The following is a 25,142-nucleotide window of genomic DNA, read 5'->3' as shown; positions in this document are numbered from 1 at the left end:
AAATTGGTCGCGCAAAAATAAAGTTTTTATCCAAAACCAAAAGGTAATTTATTCGTTATTTTTGGAATCTTTAATCCATGTCCCCACTATTTAAAACACGTTTTTTCTTTAGCTTTTTATGTTTTTAAGGCATTTATCTTTAGTTAATTATAAGAATTTTGATTCCAAAAGTCTGGATTTGGACCCTGTGATCAACTGTCTAGTGGGGAACAACGGCGTTGGCAAGACCAACATTCTGGATGCCATTTATCACCTGTGTTTTGGGAAAAGCTATTTCAATCCGGTCTTGACCCAAAACATAAAACATGGCACTGATTTTTTTGTCATTGAGGGGGAATTTGAAAAAGAGGGCCGGACAGAAAAAATTGTTTGCAGTTTTAAACGGGGTACTAAAAAAGTCATCAAAAGAAATGGGAAGGCCTATGAGAAGTTCTCAGAGCACATAGGCTTTTTACCTTTGGTAATCATTTCCCCCGCAGACCGTAATTTAATCTTGGAGGGCAGCGATACCCGGAGAAAATTCATGGACGGTGTCATTTCCCAATCGGACAGGGTCTACCTTCAATCCTTGATCAAATACAACAAAGTACTTGTCCAGCGAAATTCCCTGTTGAAATATTTTGCGGTTAACAATACCTTCGACCAAAATACCGTGAGCATTTACAACGACCAATTGCACAGTTTAGGTGTCGAAATCCATAAAAAGAGGACAGCATTCATCAGTTCCTTCATTCCCATTTTTATGGAACAGTATGCTCATATTTCAAATAAGGATGAAGAAATTATGCTTTCGTACGAAAGTCAACTTAAAGACGGTGACCTGTTAAGCCTCCTGGAAACCAACATCAACAAAGATCGTGCGCTACAATATACCTCAGTTGGCATTCATAAAGATGATTTGGGTTTTTCCATTGCGGGGCATCCGATAAAAAAATTTGGTAGTCAAGGACAACAAAAATCGTTTTTAATTGCCTTGAAACTGGCCCAGTTCCATTTTATTAAGCAGCAATCCAATACCACCCCTATTTTATTGTTGGATGACATTTTCGACAAGCTTGATGAAAACAGGGTTTCCCAGATAGTGGCTCTGGTAAAGGATGATAATTTTGGTCAGATCTTCATTAGTGATACGCATGCGGAACGGACCGAAAATGTGGTCAAGGGCATTCATCAGAGCTATAAAATCTTTACCTTGTAATATGACACGGATTTTTCTTTTTGTTGCTATTGTACTGCTATCGGGTTGTAAAAAGAACACGCTTTCGGGAGAGGACCTGCACTATTTGAATGGATATTGGGAAATTATTGAAGTTGAATTTCCAGATGGGGCCAAAAAAGAGTATTCCGTCAATCCCAGTATCGACTTCATCCAACTTAATGGCAATGAGGGTTTTCGTAAAAAGATGCAGCCCAAGTTTGACGGCAGTTATAATACCTCGAATGACGCAGAATTGTTTACTGTGGTGAAAACCGAAGACCATTTTGCCCTCTACTACAAAAATAGTTTTGACGACTGGACAGAGACCTTGGTAAAGCTTGATTCCACTTCATTTTCGGTGATCAATGAAGCGGGGATTCAATATACTTATAGGAGGTTTCAACCCATCGCAATTCCAAAATAATGGCAAAAAGACATAGTTCACATATACCATTAAGCGAAGCATTGAGTGAGTTCATTAAGGAAAATAAACTCCAAAAAGGAATGGACAAGGTTGATGCCAAGGATGCATGGGCCAAGTTGATGGGTAACGGTGTTAATAATTACACCTCTTCCGTGGAGCTTAAAAATGAAACTCTTTATATTTCACTGACCTCATCTGTATTACGGGAAGAATTGAGCATGGGCAAGACCAAGATTATTGCCATGATCAATGAAGAATTGGGAAGGGAGCTGGTAAAAAAATTGGTGTTACGATAACGTTTAAATCAGAAAATAGTTGAAAATCATCACCAAAACGGAAAGGCTCCTAATTGCTAAAGCCGATTTCGGTGACAAAGCATTTATTCTAGAACTTTTAAATAGTCCCACTTGGCTGGAATTCATAGGTGATAAAGGCGTTGCAACGGAAAAACAGGCTCAACACTATATTAAGGAAAGTTTAATTGGCTCTTATGCAAAAAACGGTTTTGGATTATATAAAATTAGCGTCAAAGAAAGTTTAGAGTCCATTGGTCTTTGTGGATTTTTACAACGCGACTATCTCGAAAATCCAGATTTGGGCTTTGCCCTGCTTCCGAAATACGAGGGCAATGGATTTATGCGTGAAGCTGCAAAAGCCATAATGCAATTTGGAAAATCCCAATTGAAATTGGATTGTATCTCGGCTATTGTAATGCCGAAAAATGTCCGCTCAAAAGGATTGCTTGAAAAAATTGGATTCAAACAGGTTGGTATTGTACATCCCCCGGGAAGTGACGAAGGATTACTGCTTTTCTCCAATCAAAAAAGCCACCCAAATTGAGTGGCTTTCTATTTATTCTTTCCCCGTTCATTAGAAAACTTCCCGGCCCGAAAAATGAAAAGCTCCCTCTATGGCCGCGTTTTCATCACTATCCGATCCGTGAACAGCATTTTCGCCAATATCTTTGGCATATAATTTTCGAATGGTGCCGTCAGCAGCCTCAGCTGGGTTGGTGGCCCCAATCAGTGCGCGAAAATCATCAACGGCATTGTCTTTCTCCAAAATAGCTGCCACAATGGGACCTCTTGTCATGAAGGTCACCAGTTCACCAAAAAATGGTCGTTCTTTGTGTATGGCATAGAATTGCTCTGCATCCCTTCGGCTCAACTGTGTGTACTTCATGGCCACAATCTTAAAACCTGCAGCCGTTATTTTTTCCAAAATCGCACCAATGTAGCCGTTCTCAACAGCGTCTGGCTTAATCATGGTAAACGTTCTATTTCCAGTCATTTTCTTAAAATTTTGCGCAAACTTAAGCTTTTTAGACCAACGTACAAGGTATACTAGGCTTGTTTTAGCGCTTTAACCATTCTATCATCGTTAAACAAAATGGGGAGTCACAGTTTAGCACTATGTGATATTATTGTATCTTTGCCCGCATGAATTTAGCGGATATCACGACTATTAAGTCGATTCTTTCCCAACCCCAAAAAATTGTAATAGTTCCCCATAAAAATCCGGATGGTGATGCCATGGGCTCCTGTTTGGGACTACTTGCCTTTTTACAGCGAAAAGGACAAACCGCCCATGTTATTGTGCCCAATGATTATCCTAAATTTTTAAAATGGCTGCCCGGTAATGACCAGGTGCTGAACTTTGAACGGGAAAACAACGAAGCTAAAGCTCTGCTGAATGAAGCCACCATTATTTTTACCTTGGATTTCAATGATCTTTCCCGATGTGGACAAATGGGTCCTCTCTTAGAAGAGTCTAAAGCAGATTTAATTATGATTGACCATCACCAACAGCCCAGCGATTATGCATTGGTCACCTATTCGGACGTTAGCATGAGTTCTACCTGTGAAATGGTTTACAACTTTGTTGAGTATTTGGGCGAGGTGGACTCCATAGACAAAAACATTGCAACCAATCTTTATGCCGGTATCATGACCGATACGGGATCCTTCAAGTACCGGTCCACATCCAGCAGAACCCATCGCGTGGTAGCCGATCTTATAGACCGCGGTGCGGACAATATGGAAATCCATAGTCAAATATTTGATACCAATTCGCCTTCGAGACTCCATCTTTTGGGCGTGGCCTTGAGCAATATGGTAATCCTCCCCGAATACAGTACCGCTTATATCACCCTATCCCAGGAAGAATTGGACAAATATGATTTTAAAAAAGGGGATACAGAGGGCTTCGTAAACTATGGATTGACCTTGGAAGGAATTATTTTTGCTGTCATTTTTATCGAAAATCGGGAAGAGGGCATCATCAAGATTTCGTTCCGCTCCATAGGAGATTTTTCAGTCAATCAGTTTGCTAGAGAACATTTTAACGGAGGTGGACACGATAATGCTGCCGGAGGACGAAGTGAGGACAGTTTGGAAGAAACACTGGCTCGATTTACGACAGTCTTAAAGACCTATAAAACGCAATTAAATCCATGAGGATATTCGTATTTATTTTCTTGGCCCTACTTTTTGTTCAATGTGGAGGACCTGAGCCACGAAGGCCCGTAGAAGTAAAATCAGGAAGCTTTTTTAAAGCCTCTGTGGAACGCAATAAGGCCTTGTTGGTCCATGAAGAGAAAACCATCAAAAATATAATTGAAAAGGATACCACAAACGAGTATTTGTCCAGTTCCAGTGGATTTTGGTACTATATGGAAGTCGTAAATGACACGGCTGTCTATACCCCAAAGACCAACGACCAAATCTTGTTCTCTTATAATTTAATGACATTGAGCAATGACACGCTCTACACGGCCGAAGCCATTGGGCCTACATCCTATGTCGTGGACAAGGAACAACTGTTTCCTGGGTTACAACAAGCGGTGAAATTGCTAAAAATCAATGAAAGGGCCACATTTCTGTTCCCTTCATTACAAGCCTACGGATACCACGGGGATGGTAATGTCATTGGCCCAAAGACCCCTATAAAATCCTCCGTAGAACTACACACAATCATAATTGCTAATGATAGTTTAAACTAAAACCATGAATAAAATGAAACAAATGCTTTTCATAATCACCCTGTTTTCGGTGGTTTTACTTGGATGCAAATCCAGCCAGTATGCCGAGCTCGGAGATGGTATTTTTGCAGACATTCAAACCTCCGAAGGAGACATTATTGTAAAATTGGAACATGAAAAAACGCCAGTTACCGTGGCCAATTTTGTATCCCTGGCAGAAGGCAACAATCCCTTTGTAAGTGATAGCCTAAAAGACAAAAGATATTATGATGGCCTTACCTTTCATAGGGTTATCAAGGATTTTATGATTCAAGGAGGTGACCCATCAGGAACGGGAAGCGGAAACCCCGGATACAAATTCAAAGATGAGTTCCACGATTCCCTTTCCCACAGTAAGAAGGGTATACTTTCCATGGCCAATTCAGGACCAAAAACCAATGGAAGCCAGTTTTTCATCACCCATAAGCCAACACCGTGGTTGAATGGCAGGCACACCGTGTTTGGAGAAGTGGTCAAAGGCATGGAAGTAGTGGATACCATTGCCAATGTAGAGACGGAAACAAGGGACAAACCCAAGGTGGACGTGGTCATGAAAAAAGTTGAAATTGTAAGAAATGGCAGAGCGGCCAAAAATTTTGATGCGGTGCAAGTTCTCACAGATTATTTCGCTGAGGAAGAAGCAGCCGAAGCGGCCTTCCAAAAAATGAAGGAAGAGTTGGTAGCAGAATTTGCCCAACAGAAGGAGGAAGCCTCAGAAACCGATACCGGGTTACGAATTTATTCCTTGGTAGAAGGCAATGGAGAACAGCCCAAAGTTGGTCAAAAAGTAATGGTAAACTATGCCGGTTGGTTGCCTAATGGGGATTTGTTTGACAGCAACTACGAAGAAGTGGCCAAAAGATTCAACAAGTTTGACATGAAACGTATGCAAGGAGGGGGCTACCAAGCCTTTCCTATGGACTATAGTCCAGATGCACGACTCATTCCTGGTTTTAAAGAAGGGCTTCAGACCATGAAAGTTGGCGACAAAGTACGACTTTTCATTCCTTCCCATTTAGGATATGGTGCTCAGGGCGGGGGTCCCATACCCCCAAATTCCGATTTGATTTTCGATATTGAAATTACAGGCATACAGGAATAAAAATGAATTATTTAAGGCCGTAACCAAATATTGCGGCCTTTTTTAATGCCCATCAGTATGAAATTGCGACTTCCCCCTATACAAAAGACCAAAACGATAGTGGCCCTGGCCCTACCGGTTCAAATTGTATTGGTGAAATGGGTGGGAGCTTACCCCGATTTTGTAGAGCAATACTACAGCAACGGCCTTTATCCTGTTATCTCTGAAGCACTAAGAATGCTTTTGGGATGGATTCCCTTTTCCATGGGAGATATTTTTTATCTTGTTCTTTTTATTCTAGTGGTCCGTTCTATTTTAAAGCACAGGAAATCCATCAAAAAAAGACCACTGTTCTTTTTAAAAGATATTGCGGTATTTCTTTCAATGGCCTTCTTTGCCTTCCATTTTCTTTGGGGCATGAACTACTATCGACAACCCATTGGTGAAAAATTGGGAATAGCCCGGGAATATGAACTAACTGAGTTGATCGGCTACACAAAATATTTGGCTAAAAAAACCAACAACTACCAACAGCAAATAGCAGGGGATACAAGCTCTGCAATTAAGATTCCCTACTCCCGTCGAGAAATATTCAACAAAACCAAGAAGGGATATGAAAGCTTTAAGGAAAAATATCCCGCTTTTGAATACAAAAAACCCAGTCTTAAGGCTTCCTTGTTCAGTCTTCCCCTTACCTACATGGGTTATGGCGGATATTTGAATCCCTTTACCAACGAAGCCCAAGTAAATGCGTTGACCCCGATGTTTCGATTACCTATGGTGAGCGGTCACGAAGTGGGTCATCAATTGGGATACGGTGCCGAGGGTGCCACCAACTTTATTGGTTTTTTGGTAACAGAACATAATGAAGACCCTTATTTCAAATACGCTGCCTATCATCATGCCCTTGGATATTGTCTTTCCGATCTTGCCAGAAAAGATGAAGACAGTTCTAAAGAAATCTTTGAATCACTAAACCCAGGGGTGAAGAAAAATTTTACTGAACTCAAAGAGTTTTGGGAGAACTATCAAAATCCGTTAGAGCCGGTCTTCAAATTTGTATTCAACACTTTTTTAAAAGTAAACAACCAAAATGAGGGCATAAGAAGTTACCATGCCGTGGTTGGATACATGATCAATTACCAAAAAAAGTATAGTGTAGACTGAAAAACCGCATCGTAAGGTGCAACAACTCATCGAAATACTTTTTCAAGCACTGCTGTAATGCGTATTTTTAGCATGTGAAGCCAACCAAACTGATCAGCAGTCTCCAAAATCCTTTGGTAAAGCAGGCAATGCTTTTAAAAGAAAAGGCTCGTGAGCGGAAAAAAACCGGACTTTTTGTCGTGGAAGGACAACGTGAGATTCGTCTTGCCCTAAAAGGTGGTTATCAGCTAAAAACCTTACTTTACAATCCTAACATTATTGCAGCGCAAGGAATAGAGACCATATCAGGAAATGCGTCAATAGAGGTGATTGAAACTACTCCGCAGGTTTATGAAAAAATCGCCCATCGTGGCACTACCGAAGGTGTACTTGCTATTGCGCAAAGCAAACCGCACAGTCTGAACACACTAAACATAAAGCAAGAAAATCCATTGATTTTAGTGGCCGAAGCACCCGAAAAACCGGGAAACATTGGTGCCTTGTTACGGACTGCAGACGCCGCTAAACTGGATGCCGTGCTGATTGCCAATCCTAAAACCGATTTGTACAATCCAAACATTATACGTTCCAGTGTGGGGTCTCTTTTTACCAATCAAGTGGGCCTGGGAAATACTGAAGAAATAATACATTACCTCAAGAACAAAGGAATCAAAATCTTTTGCGCTGCCCTATCCGCATCCAAAAACTATGTGGACTGTGATTTTACAAAAGCAAGTGCACTGGTCATGGGTGCGGAAGCAACAGGATTAAGCGCATCCTGGCTCGAAAATTCTGACCAAAACATCATAATACCCATGCAGGGTGAAATCGATTCCATGAATGTATCCGTGTCGGCCGCAATACTTATATTTGAGGCTAAGCGGCAACGTGGATTTTAAGCTATGGAAAGAACAACGCTCTTTTATATTGTCATTGCCATTTTGGTGGTTCAGTACTTGATCCATCAATTGCTGGAATTCCTCAATGCCAAACAATTTGGGGCAAAAGTACCCGCAGAACTGAAAGATGTCTTTGATGAGGAAGAATATCAGAAATCCCAATCCTATAAAAAAACCAACTATAAGTTTGGTTTGCTTTCCGATGGTTTTTCCTTGCTTATTACCTTGGCCTTCTTAGGCTTGGGAGGTTTTGAATGGTTGGACCAATGGACCCGTTCTTTTACAGAAGACCTAGTTCCCATGACTTTGATTTTCTTCGGTTTTATTTTTCTGGGAAGTGCCATTATTGGTTTACCCTTTTCCTATTACAGGACCTTTGTCATCGAAGAAAGATATGGTTTCAACAAAACAACTAAAAAGCTGTTCTTTTTGGACAAGTTAAAAGGAATGCTTCTTACTGTAATTCTGGGAGGGGCCCTTTTGTATCTGTTTATTCTTTTTTACCAATGGACTGAAGACCGCTTCTGGGTGTATGCCTGGATTTTGATTGGGGCTTTTATCCTGTTCATTAATTTGTTTTACAGCCGATTTATTGTTCCACTCTTCAATAAACAAACCCCATTAAAAGAGGGAAGTTTAAAAAATGCCATTGAAACTTATGCCCACAACGTAGGTTTTGAGCTCAACAACATTTTTGTGATTGATGGTTCCAAACGATCTACCAAGGCGAATGCCTACTTTTCGGGGTTTGGCAAAGAAAAACGGATAACCTTGTTCGACACGTTGATCAATGACTTGGATGAAGAAGAAATCGTGGCTGTTTTGGCACATGAGGTGGGCCATTATAAACGAAAGCACATTGTTTTCAATTTAACGCTGACCTTGCTCTTGACCGGATTCACGCTGTACATTCTTTCCTTGTTCATCAATGATCCCCAGATTTCCTTGGCCATTGGGGTAAGCCAACCAAGTTTTCATGCTGGATTGGTAGGGTTTGCATTGCTATATTCGCCCATTTCCGAAGTAACCGGATTGGTGATGAACTATTTGTCCCGCAAGTTTGAATTTCAGGCAGATGATTTTGCCAAAACCACCTTTGCGGCCAAACCTTTGATCACCTCACTTAAAAAGCTGTCCAAAAATAGCCTCAGCAACTTGACACCTCACCCCGCTTACGTTTTTGTACATTATTCACATCCTCCATTGGTGAATCGTATCCGCAACTTAAAGGCATAATTTTTGTTGTTTACCTTATAAGATTGTGGTAATTTTAATATAGTATGACAGAGGCTGCCATTGAAAAAGAGAATAAGGAGATTGCGAAGCAGTACAAAGAATTGCTCCGTATCAGCTATCAGAATTTGACCCTTGAGGACAAAAAACTGATACGCTCTGCCTTTGACGTGGCCGTTGATGCCCACAAGGACCAACGTCGAAAATCGGGAGAGGCCTATATTTTCCATCCCATTGCTGTGGCCAAAATTGTTGCCTCCAAAATAGGACTGGATGCCGTTTCCATTGCTTCCGCACTACTTCATGATGTAGTTGAGGATACTGCTTATACTTTGGACGACATTGAACGCATGTTTGGGGAAACCGTGGCCCGTATTGTGGATGGGCTCACCAAAATTGCACATCTTAAAAAGGATAAGGACATTAGTCAACAAGCAGAGAATTTCCGAAAAATGCTGTTGACCCTGCATGATGATGTTCGTGTAATCATCATTAAAATTGCCGACCGTTATCACAATATGCTCACGTTGGACTCCATGCCGGAGCACAAACAGGTGAAAATGGCCTCGGAAACGCTTTACATTTATGCTCCGCTTGCGCATCGAATAGGGTTGTACAACATAAAAACCCACTTGGAGGACCTCAGTCTAAAATATACCGAGCCCGAGGTCTACAAAGACATACAGGCAAAAATTGAAGACACCGAGGAAGAACAACTGGCCTATATCGAGGATTTTTCCAATGTGATTCGAAATTCCTTGGATAAGGAAGGATTGAATTATGACATAAAGGGGCGGATGAAGTCCATCTTTTCCATCCGAAGGAAAATGAAGGGCCAAAACGTCTCTTTTGATGAAGTTTATGACAAGTTTGCCATCCGTATCATTTACAAGTCTGACAGAAAAAATGAAAAGTTCCTTGCTTGGAAAATATATTCGATAGTAACAGACCACTTCACCCCCAATCCCATTCGACTTCGCGACTGGATCACTTCACCCAAGTCCACTGGATATGAGGCACTGCACATAACGGTTATGGGGCCAAAGGGAAAATGGGTAGAAGTTCAAATTCGCAGTGAGCGGATGCATGAAATTGCCGAAAAGGGCTACGCGGCCCATTTTAAGTACAAACATGGGGACCAAAAAGAACAAGGTATTGAAGCCTGGTTGAACCGCCTTCAGGAAGCCCTCGAAAACTCCAATAGCAGTGCGGTGGATTTTGTGGAAGAATTTAAGCTGAACCTTTATTCCAAGGAAATATTCGTTTTCACGCCCCAAGGAGAGCTTAAATCCATGCCCAAAGGGTCCACACCTCTTGATTTTGCATTCCATATACACACTGAAATTGGGATGAAAACCCGGGGTGCCAAGGTCAATGGCAAACTAGTACCTTTAGGTTCTGAACTTCGCAGTGGAGACCAAGTGGAAATCATCACCTCCGAATCGGCGAAACCCAATCAAAGTTGGCTGGACTATGCCAAAACGGCCCGGGCCCGGGCCAAAATAAAATCTTCTCTTCGCGAAGAGAAAAGGGACATCGCAGAAGAAGGCAAGGAAATTTTGCGTAGAAAACTAAAGTCGCAAAAAATAACGCTCAACGAGGATACGGTGAACAAACTCGTCACGTTCTTCAAGTTGAAGACGAGTTTGGACCTGTTCTACCGTGTGGGCATCGGGGTAATCGACAATGAAAAACTGAAGGATTTTGCATCTTCCTACAACAACGCATTCCTCAACTTTTTCAAAAACCGTATGCGAAGGAGTCCATCTCCCAAAGAAGTGGACAAGGAGGAAATAACCACCAAATACGATATGCTCGTTTTTGGCAAAGAAGAGGAAAAGCTCAGCTATAAATTGTCCCAATGCTGCAATCCCATTCCCGGAGATGATGTTTTCGGTTTTTTGAGCGTTAATGACGGCATAAAAGTGCACAAAAAAAATTGTCCGAATGCCATTTCACTCCAGTCCAATTACGCTTATAGAATAATGAGCGCCAAATGGATAGATTCATCACAAGAAGAGTTTTCGGTGGACATTCAACTAACGGGGATAGACAATTTAGGGTTGGTCAATGACATCACCAACATTATCTCGGACCATATGCACGTGAACATGCGCAATCTGAATTTCAGTGCCGATGGGGGAACCTTTAAAGGCAATATCACTTTGGTGGTAAAAAACAACAGCATCCTTAAAAAATTAATGGACAAATTGAAGCGTTTGGAGGGAATTGACAAAGTGAGCAGAATTTAATTTTTAGCTGTACCTTTGCAACTTAGCAGAGGTCACAAAGCCATGGGGAACAATAAAGATCAGGAAATTGTAAAAAATGTGTTCACTTCCTTTCTGGAGGAAAACGGACACCGCAAAACACCCGAACGGTATGCCATTTTGCAAGAAATCTACAACAGTGATGACCATTTTGATGTAGAGTCGCTCTACATTAAGATGAAAACCAAAAACTACAGGGTAAGCCGTGCCACCCTGTACAATACCATAGAGCTACTTTTGGAGTGCAAACTGGTCCGCAAACACCAATTTGGAAAAAACCAGGCGCAGTATGAAAAATCTTATTTTGACCACCAGCACGATCATGTTATCCTTACCGATACGGGAGAGGTGGTCGAGTTCTGTGACCCCCGCATCCAATCCATAAAAAAGACCATCGAAGAGGTTTTTGACATTAAAATCAACAACCATTCGCTTTATTTCTACGGAACCCGAAACAAAGAAGAAAACCTAACCGAATAACCACCGCATTTCATGGTAGATTTATTGCTTGGCCTCCAATGGGGGGACGAAGGAAAAGGAAAAATCGTTGATGTACTGACCAAGGACTATGACATTATCGCCCGTTTTCAAGGTGGCCCCAATGCCGGGCATACTTTGGAGTTTGATGGTATAAAGCATGTATTGCATACCATTCCATCGGGTATTTTTCATAAAAATGCCATCAACATTGTAGGGAATGGGGTGGTAATCGACCCTGTGATCTTTAAGAAAGAGCTGGACAACCTGGACAAGTTCAATATCGATATTGTTTCCAAGTTATTGATATCGCGAAAGGCACATCTTATCCTACCCACACACCGCTTGTTGGATGCTGCATCCGAAGCTGCAAAGGGAAAGGCCAAGATTGGCTCTACCCTTAAGGGCATAGGGCCGACTTACATGGACAAAACGGGAAGAAACGGCATGCGTGTGGGCGATTTGGAGTTTGGCAACTGGAAGAAAAAATACCGCGCATTGGCGGACAAGCACGAAGCCATGATCGGTTTTTACAACGTGGATGTGCAATACAACTTGGCCGAACTGGAAACCGAGTTTTTTGATGCAGTTGAAACCCTAAAAAAACTGTCGTTCATTGACAGTGAGGAGTATATTTTTAAAGCGCAGGCAAATGGTCAGAAGATTTTGGCCGAGGGCGCCCAAGGCTCCCTTTTGGACATTGATTTTGGTACCTACCCCTATGTAACCTCTTCCAACACTACGGCTGCCGGTGCATGCACAGGTCTGGGCGTACCCCCCAACAAAATTGAAAAGGTTTATGGAATTTTCAAGGCATACACCACCCGTGTGGGCAGCGGGCCCTTCCCTACCGAACTTTTTGACCAAGACGGTGAGACGATGGGGCGCGTGGGCAACGAGTTTGGCGCCACCACAGGTAGGCCGAGACGTTGTGGATGGTTGGATTTGGTGGCCTTAAAATACGCCGTGCAAATTAACGGAGTCACCGATTTGATGATGATGAAGTCCGATGTGCTCAGTGGTTTTGACAAACTCAAAGTGTGCACCGCATACCAATACAAAGGGGAAACCATCCAGCATTTGCCCTATAACATTGAAAGCAAAAATGTTACGCCGGTATATACCGAGTTAAAGGGATGGGCGGCAGACCTCACGAAAATGACCAAGGCCGAAGACCTTCCCAAGGCACTTAACGATTATATCGCCTTTTTGGAGCAGGAACTACAAGTGCCCATCAAAATTGTTTCCGTGGGGCCCGACCGGTTGCAAACAATACGCAGATAAAGAAAACCCTTAAAGGGTTACCCGCAGCTGCTCTATTGGACTTTGCACCTGTTCCATTTCTGAAACGCTAACGTGCGTATAGATCATAGTGGTTTTAATGGATTTATGTCCCAACAGTTTTTGGATTATTCGAATATCCGTTCCGTTTTCCAATAGATGGGTAGCAAAAGAATGCCGAAGTGTGTGAGGGGTCACCACTTTCTTGATTTGTGCTCTTTTTGCTGCACTTTTAACCACATTGAGTAAACTGCTAGCAGTGTATTGCCCGTTATCTCGGCCCTCAAAAAGGTAGACTTTGGGCCTATATTCCATATAATACTTTCTAAGTAGTTGCTTTAGCGCCAATGGGAACATGACCTGTCGGTCCTTTTTGCCTTTTGCGCCATATATGGATACCGTCTTTCGTTCCCCGTCCAGATGGTTCAATGCAAGGTTGAGAAGCTCTCCACTGCGTAGCCCCAATGCGTAAAGTGTAGCCAAGATGGCCTTATGCTTCAGGTTCGAGGTACGTTCCAACATAGCTTCTACCTCCTTTTTGGCCAGTACCACAGGAATTTTGAAGGACTTTCGGGAGGGTCGGAGATTTTCCACGGGTAGTACGCGGTCGAACATGAGCCGATAAAAAAGAACAAGACTTCCCAGCATTTGTTTTTGAGCAGCGTAGGACATCTTTTTATGGCTGAAAAAATCGAAACACACGCGATGTATCTCAATGTTGCTAAGACTGTTCCAATATGTAACACCGGTTTTTAAATGGAAGAGCTTAAGGGCAGACATGTAGGCTGCAATGGTATTGGGACTATACCCCTTAAGTTCCATAATTTTTTGAAACTTGATCAACTGTGATTTACCATCCATTTGGGCGCAAGATTTAGGATACTTAAAATTAAGATATTTTCGCAAAAAGTAAGATTTACCTTTTTAATAGGGCCGGTTAATCGTCAAAAATGGATAAATTGTGATTATAAACGAGTTGGCAATAATTTATGAAGCTCAATCTGACAATATTATTTCTATTCCTATTCTCGACGATTTATAGTCAGAATATTGTCATTGATGCAACAGATAAATCAGAGGAATCTAAAGAAAATCCTGCATTTGATTTTCGCATAATTGAACCTAAAATGGACACTCTGAATTTGACTAATGAAAAAGTGTTTTCTCTCGTGATAGGACATAGTGGAGAAATGAATAGTTTGCATCTGATTGATTATCCGAATGAAACTTACGCTGAATTGAATAATATTGAGGGACCAGAAACCAATGAGGAATATTTGGCTCTTTCAGACGAAGAGCAAGCTAAATTGACAGTCATTGTTCCGAAACACGAAATTGTTAAAGAAGCTGTTTTAAGTAGAAAAGTAATACTGGAAATTAAAATAACGTCTGACCGAATTACTCATACGGAAATTTACGCTGACGGAAAACTGATAAAAACATTGTATTACCAAATTGAATAAAAACTATTGCCAACAACGGCTATAGTTCATTACGGCGGAATTTTCTACCGAAAATTCCTATCTTGTATCAAAGGCTTGGTTTACGTCGGAATAACACTGCGTGCCATTCCGTAACGAAACCATAGCCAAAACCGTTGGCAAACATTTGACAGAACACTAAAAACTGATGGAAAAGAGAAAAGCTTTATTAGTAATTGATATGCAGAAAGGTTCTTTCATACCAAAAACACCACGATTTGACACAATTGGAGTTATTAAGCGAATTAATGAACTTGCCGAAATGTTTCGTGAATTAAATTATCCTGTTGTTTATATCCAGCACGATGGAACTGGAACTGGAGAATTTGAAAAAAATAATACGGATTGGGAAAATTTGGACGATTTAATTGTAGAATCTAATGATGTTCGAATTGACAAATATGCAAATGATGTATTTTACAAATCTGAACTTCACTCCAAACTGAAAGAACTGAATGTGAACGAATTATTTATTACTGGATGTGCAACTGATTTTTGTGTAGAATCGACAATTCAATCTGCTTTAACAAAGGATTATAATATAACTGTTGTTGAAGATGGACATACAACCGGAGAAAGACCACATTTGAAAGCAGAACAAGTGATTGAACATTACAATTGGGTTTGGCAGAATATGATACCGACTAATGGAGAAATTAAGGTTGAGAAAACTGAAAAAATAAAAACGATTTGCCAACAATGTATAACCGCAATTACGGCGGATTCGACTACGTCCGAATCCACTCGGAATTGCTAACGTTTGTGCTTAACCGAAAATTAACGCATTTTAACCCGTAACTGACGGTTATACGAGACCGTTACCAGCAAGTTGAAAAAAACCGTACTACAAATATTGACATTATTAATATCATTGAGTTCAATTGCTCAAATTGATGGAAAGTTCAAGCACAACATTTGTGAATTCGGACCTAATTGTTTTGTGTATAAATTCAATAAAAATGGAACTTTTGAATATCAATATCACCAAGACATTTTAGGCAGTGGAACACTAAAAGGAACATACAAAAAAATTGGAGATACTCTAAAACTAAATCCCGACAAAGTATTGTATGCTGCAAAGCCTAAAATCATCGAGAAAGAATACAAAAATTCTGATTCAATAGAAAATTGAGATAAAATTTCAACGATTGGCTGAAAAAGGAAAAACCGACATAGAAAAGTGGGATTGGTATGTGTCTATTAATAATGGAGAATTCATAAAAACCAACGAAAACGGAGTTCTAACTGTTCCAAGAACTAAAGTTGAAAAAATTGAAATTAAGGATATTTTAAAAATGGAGATTGAAAGTAATCTTCTAAAATTAACTGACTCTATTTTCAGACCAAAAACTGACAAAAATTACATTGAGATTTTTGCATCGGAAAGTGAAGAAACTGGAGACATTGCAATATTGGATTGGATGACAAAGATTTTTGTTCTTAAAGGGAGAAAATTATATCCATTGACCTTTGAGCCAGAGATTGGTTTTTTAGGAAAAGAAAAAACATATTACAGAAAATTTAAATAAAAACCAGCTGGTAACAACGTGTAAAAATAATTGCTTGGTTCTTACTTATTCGGAAAATCCTGCGGATTTTCCTCTGGCTCGTTCCATTTTTAGTAAGTTAGTTGCTCGCACACGCAACTATCCTTACACAAACCGTTAGCATACATATGGATAAAAAAAAATTGTACTGATAATCGGACTTGTTTTTCTTTGTTCTTGCAGTCAAAAAAAGGACAATGCAAATCCTCAAGTATTATCGGAAGAAAAAGTTATGGATTCAATAAAATCCATATTGGTATCAATCTCCGATAAATGGGAATTTGTCAATTCCAAAAATACTTCTCACAATAAATTTTCATTGCCAGAAATTGACCAAATTGAAATTGAGCATTGGGCAAAAATCAATTCAAATGAACCCATTAATGAATTGAGTATAACCGGAATGGATTTTCAATATATAGATAGCACAAATACTATGAATGGCAAGTCTTACGACTATCCAGCTGTTGTAGAATATCGAAATAAGAAATTTGGACTAAATATCATGTCAGAATTCATAGGAATTAGCGTGTTGAACGAAACGTCTCTCCTTTTCGATAATGGACAGCGCTTTGAACGAAAACAATAAATACGTATGCTAACATTGTGTATAGCTCATTGCGGTCGGAATTTCCAAACAGAAATTCCAGCCTGATTCGCTAAATTCGGGCTACAGCGGAAAAGTCCGTTGGACGTTTTCCGCAACGAAGCCATACACGAACCGTTGTAGGTAATTTAAAAATGACGAAAAACATACTTTTATTATTCCTTCTAATTACAATCAAATCGTATTGCCAAAAAGTCAATATTTCTGAATTGAATGGAGATTGGATAAAATATAAGATTGAGATGAAAGACGGCAGTAGTTTAATAGACCGTTTCTTGACTGACTCTTCTTATGTTAATTACACTTTTAAAAAATTGGAAATGTGTAATAATGGAAATCCAACTCATAGAGTAAATGAAGTTTGTTTTCCATTCTCATTAAATAAAAACTTTATCAAAACATCTTCAACTTCCGGATACGAAATAGAAAGAGTAAAAAATGATACGTTGATTCTCTGTGAAAGAATAAACGGAATGGAAAACGACAAATTAAAGAGGTTCTATTTTGTTAGAGAACAAAAATTATTCAATGAAATTAAAGAGGAAAAGGGAGAAAGTAAAAATCAAGTTGCAAATGAATTCTATACACCAACTTTAAACTCGAGTTTAATGCTTGAACTGAACAAAGCTTTTAAGAAAAAACACAGCAACTTTAAAGCTAAAGGAGTTATAACAATAGATTTAAAAAATAAAAATATAAGTACCTTAATAAATTACTCTAACACAAATGACTCAAGTAAAATTGAGAGAATTAAAAAAGTGATTAACAAATCGTATAAACTTTGGAACTTAGATAAATTCAAACATCTTGATACCCTAGAAATGCCATTCGTATTAAAAGACGAAAAAACAAAAACATTTCGTGGAATTTCAATGAAATTTTTCACTGATTCTTTCTATCAATTAGACCATTTTTATGGTGGAGACACAAGAGTAATTCAAAAAGCTAGTGAATATTTCAAAAAAGGAATAAGGTCTTATCAGAATAAAGATTATGAGAGTTCTATTAAAAACTTTACTAAAAGTTATGAGTTAGACCCAAAAAACATAGATGCGCTTTATAACAGAGCTGCTATTTACTATGAAACTGGAAAATTTGAATTAGCTTGTAAAGATTGGAATGAATTATCAGAACTTGGACAGAAAAGAGGAATTGAATTATTAAAAAATAATTGTAAAAAAACTACCTACAACAATGGCTATAAGTAATTGCTTGTTCTCGTCTACTTCTGAAAATCCTTGCGGATTTTCAGTTTGGTGCGTACTTGCAAAGTAAAGTGCTAAACCACGCAACTACTCATAGCCGAGACCGTTGTGTGTAATGTCGAAAAAGCCAATGCGAAGATAAACAATACTAATATTAATCCTTTTGATTTTCAGTTGCCGAGGGACTCAAAATCTGACTGGACTTTCGGAATTGATAATTGAAAATCGACCCTCAAACGAACTGATCGTGGACAGAGACCCAGATTACGGAATTGATAGACGGGACGGATGTATCGTAATGGGGGAAATTTCAATGAACATATCACAATTGGAATACGGAAAATCAGTCCGTGGAAAAGTTTTCGACGCCCAAACAAAAGAACCACTAACAAACGCAAAACTGATATTATCAATCAAACAAAACGGTTCGACTGAAAAAAAGAAAATAAGCACAGACGAAAATGGAATTTATCAATCTGATGTACTTCATGGCAAATTAAAAAAAATCGAAGTAGAATATTTAGGTTATAGAAACTTAAAAATTGATTTAAAAAAGCAAAAACACTACACACAACAAAGGCTATGATCCATTGCTGCCGATTGGTCAAAAGGAATAACTTTTCTTATTTTAACTCTCAAAACAATCGGGAATGATTCCGTCCCGCGTCTTGGCTCGCTGGAAAATCGCACCGGCCCGCGCCGTCGCTCACCAGCCGCCAGCCGCAACGGAATCATAGCCGGACCGATGGCAAAAAATGCCTCACATAAAATAATGAATATGAAAAATCTATTTGTATTGACAATGATGGCTCTAATTTTCTCAAGTTGTGACCCCGTATCGGATATGGAAGCAGATATTGAAAATTTGACATCTCAAACTCTGACTATTCAATTTATCTCGTCAGATGAAAGTTTAAGCAAAACCTTGCAAATACTTCCTAAGGGAATTGAACTCTTTCAGGAAGGTTTTGATATTGGCAGCACTTTTCTTGAACCTTCACTTGTAGATTATGACTCTGTGGTTATTAAAAATCAAGCGGAACAGATTCTTAAAGTGTACAAAGAAAATGACACTGGGAAAAATATTTATAACATAGATGACTATTGGATAGCAAGTGAACCATCAAAAAGATTTTTTAAATACAAATATCAAATTGAGAGCGAGGATATTGAATAAGCACTTTTGCTAACAATGGCCATAAGTAATTGCTTGTTCTCGCCTACTTTGGAAATTCCACAGGAATTTCCAACTTGGTGTGTACCTGCAAAGTTTAGTACTAACCCGCGTAACTACCCATAGCCGAGACCGTTAGGCAAAATACCTGCGGTCGTTCAAGCCAAATCACTTCGTGATCTTCCCTCCTTGAACTTTTTTTCCTAAAGGCCCCACACTACGACTGCAGATTCGGCAAGAATAACCCTATATTTAATACCCAAGAACAGGCCCTCACAACCGCTGGTCCGGTACTTAACCTAACCAAGGCTATAGCGAATCAGCGTCTAATGGCTTCCATAGCTAATGCAAGCTGAAACTGCAACGCTACTCGCCAAAGCCGTGGGGCATTTGGCGGTAATTAGACAAAACTGAAAATATCCATTATTGAAAATTGAATAAATAAAATGAGAACAACAACTTTTCTAACATTTGTAGGCGACCAGTGCGGAAAGGCTGAAGAAGCAATAAACTTTTACACTGACATCTTTCCAAATTCTGAAATTAAAAGCATAAAAAAATACTCGGAAGGCGAAGCAGGTGGTACACCTGAGCTTATTAAATATGGTGTATTTACATTAAATGGAACTGATTACATGGTTTCTGAAAGCAATTATAATCATGCTTGGTCCTTTACTCCCGCTGTTTCAATTTTCATAAGTGACAATTCTGATGGTGTTATACAAACGCTTTTTGAAAAGCTTTCTGCGAATGGTGGTCAGATAATGGTTCCTCTAGACAACTACGATGGCGAAGGTGATTATGGATTTGGTAAGAAATATGGATGGTGTGAAGACAAATTTGGAATATCGTGGCAATTTGTGCTTTCTGAATAAATAATGTGAGTATATAATATTTAACGCAAACTATTGAAGTAAAATAACTACGGCCAACAACGTATAACCGCAATTCAAGCTCTTTTCAGATCACCTTCTTAAAATAGTTTAACTTCCTAACTTCAAAATACCATCGCAGAGAACTGCGGTTATACAAGACCGTTAGGAAAAATACCTGCGGTCGTTCAAGCCAGATCACTTCGTGATCTTCCCTCCTTGAACTATTTTTTTCCTAAAGGCCGCACATAATTTCAAGTAGGAAATGAAAAATGAACGAACTAACAACTAAATATTTCATTGATAGAAAAGAGTGGAGAGAATGGCTTGAGGTAAACTTTGAGACAGAAAATGATATTTGGTTAGAGTATCCGTTGAAGAAAACGAACAAGAAACGAATATTGTATAATGATGCAGTTGAAGAAGCTCTTTGTTTTGGTTGGATTGACAGTACTGTTAAGTCGTTAAATGAGAATACTTCTATTCAGAGATTTTGCAGGCGAAGAAAGAACTCCACTTTCTCACAACCCAATATTGAACGCTTGAAATGGCTTTTTGAAAACAATTTAATTCACAGTTCAATTAAGAATGAAGTTCTAAAAATAGTTCAGCAAAAATTCGTTTTCCCTGAAGATATAATAGCGAGGTTAAAAGTAGATAAAGTTGTTTGGGGAAATTATCAGAACTTTCCTGAGCCATATAAACGAATCAGAATTGCGTATATTGAAAGTGCAAGAAAAAGACCTGATGAGTTTGAAAAGCGCTTGAATAGTTTTATTAGCAAGACAAAAGAGAACAAAATAACTAAAGGATTTGGGGGAATTGATAAATACTATTAGCCACCAAAGATTTGTATAAATTTAAACAGATAAATATGAAGAAGATTTGTGTGTTTTTATTTGATGGATTCTCTGATTGGGAGATTGCTTATTTAACACCTGAAATTAACAAAAGTGAGCAGTTTGGCTTAGTTTACTTCTCGAAAGATGGTAATCCTGTAAAATCTATGGGCGGATTGGAAGTGAAACCGAATCTTTCATTTTCAGAATTGAAATCTGAAGAAATTGACATGTTGGTTCTGCCTGGAGGCGTAGCTTGGGAGCAAAGAGAAATAACAATGATTGACAATCTTGTAAAAGAACTGATTGATAATAAAAAGTCAATTGCTGCAATTTGTGGGGCAACTTTTTACTTAGGACAGCTGGGTGTTTTAAACAACTTGCACCACACAAGCAATGATTTAGGATACTTAAAAGCAGTTGTTCCTGAATATAACGGACAAGAAAACTATCAAAACAAATTAGCGGTAACTGACAAAAATATCATTACAGCAAATGGAATTGCTCCGATTGAATTTGCGACTGAGATTTTTAGAAAAATAAGACTGAAATCTGAGACTGAAATTGAAAAATGGTTTCAGTTGTTTAAGAATGGAATATGGAGTGAATGATAAAGCCGAACACACAACAATGTGTTTAAGTAATAGCGGTTTAAATGAAAAAACGTTAAAAAAAAATAAAACAATGGTCAGTGAAAAACCAAAAGATTTGTGAGTAAAAATCCGCTACTACTCATACACGAGACCGTTAGGCAAAATTAGAAATTAAAATATCATGAAGTCTAAAGCATTCCATACTATCACAATATTTTTTTGTATCGCCTTATTTTTCTTTCCTCGTTTAACGGCCTCTCAGGAGAGTGATTCCATTATCATGAGTCCGATTAAATCGGAGGCATTTAAGGTTATGAATCACTTCTTTGATTATGATAAGAGCATTCCATTAGGAGCTAGAACCGTTGAAAAAAATGAGGACATAAATTATATTCGAGAAAAAATAGTTTTTGAAGGTATCGCCAATAGTCGCGTACCCGGTTATTTGGGCATTCCAAAAAAAGGGAATGGTCCTTACAAATGTGTTTTAGTATTACATGGTGTTGGCGATTCTAAAGAAAGCTGGTGGAAAGAAAATAGTTTTAATTCAGGGAGACTCTTGACGGAACGGCTGATAGATTCTGGTTTTGCAGTTTTAAGCCTAGATGCTGAATATCATGGTGAACGAATGCTAAACAATGATTATGAATCTGCCGATGTTTTTATCTTTCAGAAAGGTTGGGTAATGCGTGCAAGAGATATGATAGTCCAAACGGTAATTGAATATCGCAGAGCCATGGATTATCTGGCAACACGTGAAGAAATAGATTCCACAGGTTTTGGGGCAATTGGTTATAGTATGGGAGGTATGATGGTATTCAACCTTAGTGCAGTCGATTCTAGGTTGAATACTGCTGTAGCAAGTGTCACTCCTGTATTAAAGGAACCCTTTTCAGCCCTTGCCGTCTATAATTTTGCGCCATTTGTTAAGACATCATCTTTTCTTATGCTAATGGGGGAAAGTGATAATAGGAACTATTCAAAAACTGATGGCCAAAAACTTTACGACCTCTTGAAAAGCAAAAACAAGGAAATCAAATGGTTTGATAGCGGTCATAAACTACCTGATGAATGGACGACCAGTGCCGCAACATGGATATCGAAATACCTTAAATAAACTTTGCCTAACAAAGGCCATAGCGAATCAGCGTCTAATGGCTTCCATAGCTATTGCAAGCTGAGCTTGCACCACTACTCGCCATAGCCGTGAGGCCTTTGTGCGCAAGCCTAAAAGAAATAGTCTTTGATGAAATTTATTCATACAAACATAATAAGCACTAACTGGAAAAATCTTGTTGCTTTTTACGTCGAAACATTTAATTGCAAAATAGTACCCCCTATCCGAAATCAAACTGGAAAATGGTTGGAGAAAGGAACCGGAGTTAAAAATGCGACACTTGAAGGAGCACATTTGTTGTTGCCAGGATATGGAGAAAGTGGACCAACACTTGAAATCTATCAGTATAGCGAAATCATAACCCAAGATTTTACACCTCCAAATAGACGAGGCTTTGGACATATTGCCTTTGAAGTTGAAAATGTGGAACGTACTCTTGAAAAATTAATATCTAATGGAGGAACATCTTTTGGAGAAATCGTGAAAAAGGAAATAATTGGCGTTGGAGAAATCACATTCACTTATGCGAGGGACCCTGAAGGAAATCTCATTGAATTACAATGTTGGACAAATGCCAGTGCACAACAACGTATATAATTCACGGCGGTAGCTAGTTAAGTGAATTTGAATTCCCACAAAAATGACTAACTTGGATTAACTGATAAAAACGTTGAGCGGCTTTCCAGGGCTTCCCTAGGGCACATACACTACACTCCGCTGTAGCAGTGCGCCGGCGCTAGCGGCCAGTCGCCACAAATCATATACAATATCGTTGTTTTTCATTCGAAGCAAACTATAAAATCTTAACTCATCGAAAGTCTAAAAAAATATATTGACCGGTATGTGTCTTTAGAAGATTCTGAGTTTGAGTATTTCTGTTCATTATTAGAAGAGAATACATTTAAGAAAAAAGAGTACCTCTTACAATCAGGCCAATTATGTAACCACCATTACTTTATTATTGAATGCTTGGTGCGAACCTTCTACTTTGATGATTCAGGAACGGAAAAGATAGTTCAATTCGGAATAGAAAATTGGTGGGTCACAAATATGGATAGCTTCATAAAACAAAAGCCCTCCTCTGTTAACATTCAAGCTTTAGAGCCAACTACTACCTTATCTATCAGAAAGGATATTCTTGATTCAACATATGACAAATTGCCTAAGATTGAAAGGCTTTTTAGAATTATAACTGAGAATTGGTTGATTGCACAGCAAAGAAATAGCCATTTTTACATGAAAGCCTCTAGCAAAGACCGTTACTTTGGACTCATAAAATCCATTCCCAACTTTACTCAAAGAGTTCCACAATATATGATTGCCTCTTATCTAGATATTACTCCTGAATATCTAAGTGAACTACGAAAAACACATTAGTAATTCGTTCTTAAGATATCTTAATGAAATTCGGCTTGAAGGCTAATAAATTTGCTTCATAATTAACAATTCAAACAATAAAATAATGGAACGAATTAGCTATCAAGACATTCCCGAAGGGATGTTCGAAAGTTTAATGGAAACAGAAAATTTCATCAATAACTCTACGCTAGGTATACATCTTTTGGAACTTATTAGACTAAGAGTGGCTCAAAAAAATGGCTGTGCTTATTGTGTAGATATGCATCACAAAGAATTACAACATCTAAACGAAACAGATCTGCGTTTATCATCGCTATGTGTATGGCAAGAAACACCATACTTCACCGATAAGGAAATTGCCGTATTAAGCTTTACCGATAGTCTCACCAAATTATCAAGAGAGTCCATTCCTGAAGATATATATTACCCATTAACAACATTTTTTACAAAAGAGGAAATATGTTATCTAACCTTGGCTATAGCACAAATCAATACCTGGACACGTCTTATGAAGACCTTCAAATTCATTCCAGGAAACCATAAAGTTCAAGGATATGAAACAGCTCAGTAATAATCCAAGTATTCATTTATTAGTGTGCCTATCCTTTATTCTATTATCAATCAAATCAATATCTCAAAAGAGGGAGACCATGGATGTAAATAAAAAAACCACATTGATAGTCACATCAAAAGCAAATCCTGATGATCTGGTTGCTCTTCAAACCTATGTTGAAAAAGTGATGCCTATGCTATTGTCTATCGAAGGTAGGGTTATAAAAAGAAATAAAATAAGTGATGTATTCTTTGGAAAAAGTCCAGGTGAGTTTCTTCTTATAATGGACTTCCCAAATAAACAGAATCTAATAAATCTTTTTAAAAGTGATGAATACAAGTCAATCATACCATATCGTGACAATGGTTTTTCAGAAATAAATATATTATTTGCTGATGAGTTTAAATAAAACGAAAACACAAAAAGGTATAATAGTAATAGCGGTTTGGGCATAAATTCAAACTGTTATTACTTTTAATTAGGGTACATTGCTATTTAAAATACGAGCAATTTGATCCGTACTGCTCTTATACCAACCGTTAGCAAAAATACCTTTGGTCGTTCAAGCCAGATCACTTCGTGATCTTCCATCCTTTAACTATTTTTCCTAAAGGCCCACAGTACGACTGCAGATTCGCCAAGAATAACCTTATATTTAATACCCAAGAACAGGCCCTCACAACCGCTGGCTCGGTACCTTGCCTAACCAAGGCTATAGCGAATCAGCGCCTAATGGCTACTAAAGCCGTGGGGCAGTCGTCATTAAT

Annotated in this window: 31 protein-coding genes; 29 read left to right on the top strand and 2 right to left on the bottom strand. The window is 38.8% G+C overall.

Annotated features, from left to right (window positions below):
- Window positions 1-118: 118 nt before the first annotated feature.
- The 4 genes from recF to GTQ34_RS00975 are packed head-to-tail and all read left to right on the top strand — an operon-like array spanning window position 119 to window position 2,462.
- Window positions 119-1,198, top strand: a complete 1,080-nt coding sequence (gene recF, locus GTQ34_RS00990) for a DNA replication/repair protein RecF (protein ID WP_166521893.1) — start codon at window positions 119-121, stop codon at window positions 1,196-1,198.
- Window position 1,199: 1 nt separating this feature from the next.
- Complete coding sequence (locus tag GTQ34_RS00985; RefSeq protein ID WP_166521892.1) at window positions 1,200-1,622, top strand: lipocalin family protein; 423 nt, start codon at window positions 1,200-1,202, stop codon at window positions 1,620-1,622.
- Entirely contained in the window at window positions 1,622-1,918 is a 297-nt protein-coding gene (locus GTQ34_RS00980) for a DciA family protein (protein ID WP_166521891.1), read from the top strand. Before GTQ34_RS00985 ends, GTQ34_RS00980 begins: the two co-directional genes overlap by 1 nt.
- A 19-nt stretch (window positions 1,919-1,937) precedes the next feature.
- Complete coding sequence (locus tag GTQ34_RS00975) at window positions 1,938-2,462, top strand: GNAT family N-acetyltransferase (RefSeq protein WP_208103804.1); 525 nt, start codon at window positions 1,938-1,940, stop codon at window positions 2,460-2,462.
- 30 nt (window positions 2,463-2,492) lie between these two features.
- On the opposite strand, the gene GTQ34_RS00970 is transcribed toward GTQ34_RS00975, so the two are convergent.
- Complete coding sequence (locus tag GTQ34_RS00970; RefSeq protein ID WP_166521890.1) at window positions 2,493-2,912, bottom strand: nucleoside-diphosphate kinase; 420 nt, start codon at window positions 2,910-2,912, stop codon at window positions 2,493-2,495.
- Between the two features lie 149 nt (window positions 2,913-3,061).
- Between GTQ34_RS00970 and GTQ34_RS00965 the strand changes: the two genes are divergently transcribed.
- From GTQ34_RS00965 to GTQ34_RS00925, 9 genes are all read left to right on the top strand, one after another.
- On the top strand, window positions 3,062-4,078 hold the full coding sequence (locus GTQ34_RS00965) for a DHH family phosphoesterase (RefSeq protein WP_166521889.1): 1,017 nt from the start codon (window positions 3,062-3,064) through the stop codon (window positions 4,076-4,078).
- Entirely contained in the window at window positions 4,075-4,623 is a 549-nt protein-coding gene (gene gldI / locus GTQ34_RS00960) for a gliding motility-associated peptidyl-prolyl isomerase GldI (protein ID WP_166521888.1), read from the top strand. The genes GTQ34_RS00965 and gldI overlap by 4 nt, the downstream gene beginning before the upstream one ends.
- Window positions 4,624-4,636: 13 nt before the next feature.
- Window positions 4,637-5,743: a peptidylprolyl isomerase gene (locus GTQ34_RS00955; RefSeq protein WP_166521887.1), complete on the top strand. Its 1,107-nt coding sequence runs from the start codon at window positions 4,637-4,639 to the stop codon at window positions 5,741-5,743.
- A 57-nt stretch (window positions 5,744-5,800) separates the two neighbouring features.
- Window positions 5,801-6,889, top strand: coding sequence for a DUF3810 domain-containing protein (locus GTQ34_RS00950; RefSeq protein WP_166521886.1), 1,089 nt, complete (start codon window positions 5,801-5,803; stop codon window positions 6,887-6,889).
- Window positions 6,890-7,017: 128 nt separating this feature from the next.
- Window positions 7,018-7,767 (top strand): TrmH family RNA methyltransferase, encoded by a 750-nt coding sequence (locus GTQ34_RS00945; protein ID WP_166522739.1) that lies wholly within the window; start codon window positions 7,018-7,020, stop codon window positions 7,765-7,767.
- A 3-nt stretch (window positions 7,768-7,770) separates the two neighbouring features.
- The gene (locus tag GTQ34_RS00940; protein WP_166521885.1) at window positions 7,771-9,003 is read left to right on the top strand and encodes a M48 family metallopeptidase; all 1,233 of its coding nucleotides are present in this window, start codon (window positions 7,771-7,773) and stop codon (window positions 9,001-9,003) included.
- A gap of 44 nt (window positions 9,004-9,047) precedes the next feature.
- Window positions 9,048-11,252 carry a RelA/SpoT family protein gene (locus GTQ34_RS00935; protein WP_166521884.1) on the top strand — a complete coding sequence of 735 codons (2,205 nt, stop codon included), beginning with the start codon at window positions 9,048-9,050 and terminating at the stop codon, window positions 11,250-11,252.
- Between the two features lie 42 nt (window positions 11,253-11,294).
- Window positions 11,295-11,750, top strand: a complete 456-nt coding sequence (locus GTQ34_RS00930) for a Fur family transcriptional regulator (protein WP_166521883.1) — start codon at window positions 11,295-11,297, stop codon at window positions 11,748-11,750.
- Between the two features lie 12 nt (window positions 11,751-11,762).
- On the top strand, window positions 11,763-13,031 hold the full coding sequence (locus tag GTQ34_RS00925; protein WP_166521882.1) for an adenylosuccinate synthase: 1,269 nt from the start codon (window positions 11,763-11,765) through the stop codon (window positions 13,029-13,031).
- Window positions 13,032-13,040: 9 nt separating this feature from the next.
- Here GTQ34_RS00925 and GTQ34_RS00920 read toward each other — a convergent pair whose 3' ends face one another.
- Complete coding sequence (locus GTQ34_RS00920; protein ID WP_166521881.1) at window positions 13,041-13,889, bottom strand: tyrosine-type recombinase/integrase; 849 nt, start codon at window positions 13,887-13,889, stop codon at window positions 13,041-13,043.
- Window positions 13,890-14,017: 128 nt separating this feature from the next.
- Between GTQ34_RS00920 and GTQ34_RS00915 the strand changes: the two genes are divergently transcribed.
- The 16 genes from GTQ34_RS00915 (at window position 14,018) to GTQ34_RS00840 (ending at window position 24,784) form a co-directional block, all read left to right on the top strand.
- Window positions 14,018-14,491 (top strand): hypothetical protein, encoded by a 474-nt coding sequence (locus GTQ34_RS00915; protein ID WP_166521880.1) that lies wholly within the window; start codon window positions 14,018-14,020, stop codon window positions 14,489-14,491.
- Between the two features lie 166 nt (window positions 14,492-14,657).
- Entirely contained in the window at window positions 14,658-15,266 is a 609-nt protein-coding gene (locus tag GTQ34_RS00910; RefSeq protein ID WP_166521879.1) for an isochorismatase family protein, read from the top strand.
- 96 nt (window positions 15,267-15,362) lie between these two features.
- Entirely contained in the window at window positions 15,363-15,641 is a 279-nt protein-coding gene (locus GTQ34_RS00905) for a hypothetical protein (protein ID WP_166521878.1), read from the top strand.
- 16 nt (window positions 15,642-15,657) lie between these two features.
- Window positions 15,658-16,038, top strand: a complete 381-nt coding sequence (locus GTQ34_RS00900) for a hypothetical protein (RefSeq protein WP_166521877.1) — start codon at window positions 15,658-15,660, stop codon at window positions 16,036-16,038.
- A gap of 250 nt (window positions 16,039-16,288) precedes the next feature.
- On the top strand, window positions 16,289-16,645 hold the full coding sequence (locus GTQ34_RS00895; protein WP_166521876.1) for a hypothetical protein: 357 nt from the start codon (window positions 16,289-16,291) through the stop codon (window positions 16,643-16,645).
- A 260-nt stretch (window positions 16,646-16,905) separates the two neighbouring features.
- The gene (locus tag GTQ34_RS00890; RefSeq protein ID WP_166521875.1) at window positions 16,906-17,871 is read left to right on the top strand and encodes a tetratricopeptide repeat protein; all 966 of its coding nucleotides are present in this window, start codon (window positions 16,906-16,908) and stop codon (window positions 17,869-17,871) included.
- A gap of 244 nt (window positions 17,872-18,115) precedes the next feature.
- Complete coding sequence (locus tag GTQ34_RS00885) at window positions 18,116-18,454, top strand: carboxypeptidase-like regulatory domain-containing protein (RefSeq protein ID WP_166521874.1); 339 nt, start codon at window positions 18,116-18,118, stop codon at window positions 18,452-18,454.
- Between the two features lie 192 nt (window positions 18,455-18,646).
- Entirely contained in the window at window positions 18,647-19,045 is a 399-nt protein-coding gene (locus GTQ34_RS00880) for a hypothetical protein (RefSeq protein WP_166521873.1), read from the top strand.
- A gap of 443 nt (window positions 19,046-19,488) precedes the next feature.
- A complete protein-coding gene (locus tag GTQ34_RS00875) occupies window positions 19,489-19,917 on the top strand; it encodes a VOC family protein (protein ID WP_166521872.1) in 429 nt (142 codons plus the stop codon).
- Between the two features lie 269 nt (window positions 19,918-20,186).
- Entirely contained in the window at window positions 20,187-20,753 is a 567-nt protein-coding gene (locus GTQ34_RS00870) for a YdeI/OmpD-associated family protein (protein WP_166521871.1), read from the top strand.
- Between the two features lie 35 nt (window positions 20,754-20,788).
- Window positions 20,789-21,364, top strand: a complete 576-nt coding sequence (locus GTQ34_RS00865; RefSeq protein WP_166521870.1) for a type 1 glutamine amidotransferase family protein — start codon at window positions 20,789-20,791, stop codon at window positions 21,362-21,364.
- Window positions 21,365-21,527: 163 nt separating this feature from the next.
- Window positions 21,528-22,463: an alpha/beta hydrolase gene (locus tag GTQ34_RS00860; protein ID WP_166521869.1), complete on the top strand. Its 936-nt coding sequence runs from the start codon at window positions 21,528-21,530 to the stop codon at window positions 22,461-22,463.
- A gap of 129 nt (window positions 22,464-22,592) precedes the next feature.
- The gene (locus GTQ34_RS00855; protein ID WP_166521868.1) at window positions 22,593-23,060 is read left to right on the top strand and encodes a VOC family protein; all 468 of its coding nucleotides are present in this window, start codon (window positions 22,593-22,595) and stop codon (window positions 23,058-23,060) included.
- Between the two features lie 246 nt (window positions 23,061-23,306).
- Window positions 23,307-23,840, top strand: a complete 534-nt coding sequence (locus tag GTQ34_RS00850) for a Crp/Fnr family transcriptional regulator (RefSeq protein WP_166521867.1) — start codon at window positions 23,307-23,309, stop codon at window positions 23,838-23,840.
- 85 nt (window positions 23,841-23,925) lie between these two features.
- Window positions 23,926-24,393, top strand: coding sequence for a carboxymuconolactone decarboxylase family protein (locus GTQ34_RS00845; RefSeq protein WP_166521866.1), 468 nt, complete (start codon window positions 23,926-23,928; stop codon window positions 24,391-24,393).
- Window positions 24,394-24,472: 79 nt separating this feature from the next.
- Window positions 24,473-24,784: a DUF1330 domain-containing protein gene (locus tag GTQ34_RS00840; protein ID WP_166521865.1), complete on the top strand. Its 312-nt coding sequence runs from the start codon at window positions 24,473-24,475 to the stop codon at window positions 24,782-24,784.
- Window positions 24,785-25,142 lie beyond the last annotated feature (358 nt).

This window comes from Flagellimonas ochracea (genome assembly GCF_009903685.1).
Taxonomy (GTDB): domain Bacteria; phylum Bacteroidota; class Bacteroidia; order Flavobacteriales; family Flavobacteriaceae; genus Flagellimonas; species Flagellimonas ochracea.
This window is presented reverse-complemented; position numbering and strand designations above follow the sequence as displayed.